This window comes from Albidovulum sp. (genome assembly GCF_049646345.1).
Taxonomy (GTDB): Bacteria; Pseudomonadota; Alphaproteobacteria; order Rhodobacterales; family Rhodobacteraceae; genus Albidovulum.
Map to the genome: position 1 here is coordinate 1 of NZ_JBARVQ010000254.1, position 3,038 is coordinate 3,038.

Annotated in this window: 6 protein-coding genes; 3 read left to right on the forward strand and 3 right to left on the reverse strand. The window is 64.2% G+C overall.

Annotated elements, in window-relative coordinates; all coding sequences use genetic code 11:
- Both WBB85_RS06015 and WBB85_RS06020 read left to right on the forward strand, forming a co-directional pair.
- The coding region (locus tag WBB85_RS06015) for a selenium-binding protein SBP56-related protein (RefSeq protein WP_432637726.1) at positions 1-317 on the forward strand (317 nt) is incomplete at its 5' end.
- A gap of 3 nt (positions 318-320) precedes the next feature.
- Positions 321-980, forward strand: coding sequence for a hypothetical protein (locus WBB85_RS06020; RefSeq protein WP_432637727.1), 660 nt, complete (start codon positions 321-323; stop codon positions 978-980).
- A 3-nt stretch (positions 981-983) separates the two neighbouring features.
- Here WBB85_RS06020 and WBB85_RS06025 read toward each other — a convergent pair whose 3' ends face one another.
- Positions 984-1,646, reverse strand: coding sequence for a glutathione S-transferase family protein (locus WBB85_RS06025; protein WP_432637728.1), 663 nt, complete (start codon positions 1,644-1,646; stop codon positions 984-986).
- A 91-nt stretch (positions 1,647-1,737) separates the two neighbouring features.
- Between WBB85_RS06025 and WBB85_RS06030 the strand changes: the two genes are divergently transcribed.
- Entirely contained in the window at positions 1,738-2,181 is a 444-nt protein-coding gene (locus WBB85_RS06030) for a MarR family winged helix-turn-helix transcriptional regulator (protein WP_432637729.1), read from the forward strand.
- A gap of 275 nt (positions 2,182-2,456) precedes the next feature.
- Here WBB85_RS06030 and WBB85_RS06035 read toward each other — a convergent pair whose 3' ends face one another.
- A complete protein-coding gene (locus WBB85_RS06035; RefSeq protein WP_432637730.1) occupies positions 2,457-2,807 on the reverse strand; it encodes a cupredoxin domain-containing protein in 351 nt (116 codons plus the stop codon).
- Positions 2,795-3,038 (reverse strand): DUF4142 domain-containing protein (locus WBB85_RS06040; protein ID WP_432637731.1); only part of this gene is annotated, 244 nt, incomplete at its 5' end. The genes WBB85_RS06040 and WBB85_RS06035, both read right to left, overlap by 13 nt.

Below are 3,038 nucleotides of genomic sequence, written 5' to 3' on the forward strand. Positions count from 1 at the left end.
AGGTCGAACTCGGCGGTATTGTTGCGAAGCACAAGCATCCGAACGGCAAGACCTTTGGGTACGGCCCCCAGATGGTCGAGATCAGCCGCGACGGCAAACGGGTCTACTGGACCAACTCGCTCTATTCGACCTGGGACGACCAGTTCTATCCCGGCGAACGGGGCGGCGCGATGGTCATGGCCAATGTCGGTGCCAAGGGCGGTCTGACGCTCGACAAGGATTTCTTCGTCGAGTTCCCGAAGGGTTATCGCAGCCACCAGATCCGGCTGGAGGGCGGCGACTGTTCGACCGACAGCTTCTGCTACCCCTCGGCCTGACCCTTGGGGGATCTGATCGGCACCACGGCGGGGCTCTGGCTCGCCGTGGTTGCAAGCGGGTTCTATCACGGGCTCAATCCCGGCATGGGCTGGCCTCTGGCCGTCTCCGCCGCGCTAATGGAGCGGCGGACCGGCGCATTATGGCGGGCCTTGGTCGCACTGGCGGCGGGGCATCTGATCGCGATGGTCGCGATCCTGATGCCCTTCGCGGTGATGACGCTGCTGATCGACTGGCAACGGGAAATCCGGCTTGCCTCCGGCATTGCCGTGATCGCGCTCGGGCTCTGGATATTCCTGACCAAACGCCATCCCCGCTTTCTCGCCCGCGTCAAACCAACCCGCCTCGCGCTCTGGTCCTTCCTTGTGGCGCTGGCCCATGGGGCGGCGCTGATGCTGGTGCCGATCTATCTCGGCCTCTGCCGCACCGAAGACCTCGACACCGCCCACCGCGCGGCCGAGGCGCTGATGTCGCGCAACCTGATCGTGGCGCTTGGGGTGGCACTGATCCACACTGGCGCGATGATCACGGCGGGGGGGGCCGTGGCCTGGGGCGTCTACCGCTGGCTCGGGCTGAAATTCCTGTCCCGCGGCTGGTTCGACCTTGAACGGGTCTGGGCGGCCAGCCTGATCATCGTCGGATTGCTCGCGCTGGCCACCGCCTGACCCTCACGCCATGAGCCGCGACAGATGCGACCCGCGCGCAAGCAGGAAGTCCTTCAGCCGCGCGGGATAGTCCGCCGCCACGGCAGTTCGGACCGAGGGCCGCGCCGACAGCGCCGCGCGCCAGCGGGCGAGCTTTGGCATATGGCCAAGTCCCGCGATATCCCCCACCGCATCGAGCGTGTCGAAATAGCGAAAGACCGGGGCAAAGACCGCATCCGGCAGCGAAAGCCCTTTCGGATCAAAAAGATCTCCGCCCGGCAGCCGGTCCTCTACCCGGGCGAGTTTCGCCCGCAGCGCATCGGATTTCGCGGCGAACCCCTCAGCATCCGACGCATTATAGAGCCCGGAAATGTCGCTCAGAATCGATGAGCCATACTCCATCCAGCCGCGATGCCCGGCCCGCTCCAGCGGATCGGCAGGATGCAGGGGATTGGGGCCGACCTCCTCCAGATATTCGAGGATCACCGAGGATTCGAAGATTGGTTGCCCGTCCACGACCAGAACCGGCGTCTTGCCGGTGGGAGAGAGTTTCAGGAACCAGTCGGGTTTGTTGGCCAGGTCGATATCGACCCGTTCAAACGCCATTCCCTTCTCGGCCAGCGCAATCGCGACACGCTGCACGTAGGGGCAAAGGTGGTGGCTGATCAGCGTCAGTTTCGGGCTCATTTCCTGTCCTTTCAATTATAGATGCATGCGAATGCATATAATTTAACGCACCACTCTTTCAATCCGCATGCAGGTGCATATATGTTCAGCCATGCACAAGACCCCTGCCCCGAACCCACATGCCGAAACGGTCTGGACCCGTCTGGTCCGGGCCTCCACCCATGTTCAGGTGCAGATCGACGCCGCCCTGAAGGCGGCGCATCTGCCGCCGTTGGACTGGTACGACGCGTTGTGGGAAATCGAACAGGCAGGGCCGGACGGACTCAGGCAGTTCGCTTTGCAGGACCGCCTGCTCTTGCCGCAATACGGGTTGTCGCGTCTTGTCACCCGGATCGCGGCGGCGGGGCTTATCACCCGCCAACCCTGCCCCGAGGATGGGCGCGGCCAGATCCTGACCCTGACCGAAAAAGGGGCCGCCACCCGCGCGGCGATGTGGCCGGTCTATGAGGCGGCGATGGAACAGGCCATCGGCACCCGGCTGGCAACAGGTGAAGCCGCCCGGCTGGCGGATCTGCTCGGGCGACTCCTGCGGTAGGAAGTGGGATTAATGCGGACATTGCCGCATGCGCAACACAAGCCGGGCGGGGGCCTGCCCGTGGGGTGGCGCAGCAACCGTTCTTCGGCGTGGTTTATGGTGGCAAAGCCCCTCTGACCTCATGTGAAGCACACGGCCGCAAAAGCGCCAGCCCGCCGGGACGGGCAGGCGCTCGCCCGGCGCGCGTCGCGCTTGATTCCGGGTGAAGGGGACAACCGCCAAGGTCCACTCCGGGCTCAAACAGATCCCAGAGAGTAACGCCGCGCACCCAAACTCTAGCTCTCCGTCACCACCACCTCGGCCGTCATCTTTGGGTGATAGCGGCAGATGACCTGATAGGTGCCGGCCGCGTCGAACACGATCTCCACACTCTCGCCCTTGCCGATGCGACCGGTATCCCAGCCTCCCGCCTTGTCCGTCGCGGTATGGGGCGCGATGTCGTGATTGGTCCAGCGCACGGTATCACCTGCATGGATCTCCAGCCGATCGGGGACGAAGGCAAAGCTCTCGATCCCGACCTCGACCAGATGCGGCCCGTCATGGGCATGCAGGGTCAGTGGTGCCACAAGCCCGGCCCCCGTCAGGAGGCCGAACCGGCGCCGGGTCATATCGCTCAGGACGCGCATTGCAGACCCGCGACCATCTCTTCGGCATGACCTTCATGCACCTTGAAGGTTACCAGCGCGTCCGACAAGAGCGCCTTCAGCGGCTCCACCGTAGCCCAGGGGATGAACTTGGTCTCGACCGTATCGTTCACCACCTGATGATAGCCCAGCTCATTCACGGCATAGGCGCAGTCGAAGTCATTGCCTGACAAGATCATGAACTCTGCCCGCTTGGCGGCGGCGCCCTCGACC

What these genes read in the sequence shown, in the direction of transcription:
- WBB85_RS06025 (WP_432637728.1), bottom strand. Translation starts at nt 1,646, where the DNA reads ATGAGCCCGAAACTGACGCTGATCAGCCACCACCTTTGCCCCTACGTG.
- WBB85_RS06030 (WP_432637729.1), top strand. Translation starts at nt 1,738, where the DNA reads ATGCACAAGACCCCTGCCCCGAACCCACATGCCGAAACGGTCTGGACC.
- WBB85_RS06035 (WP_432637730.1), bottom strand. Translation starts at nt 2,807, where the DNA reads ATGCGCGTCCTGAGCGATATGACCCGGCGCCGGTTCGGCCTCCTGACG.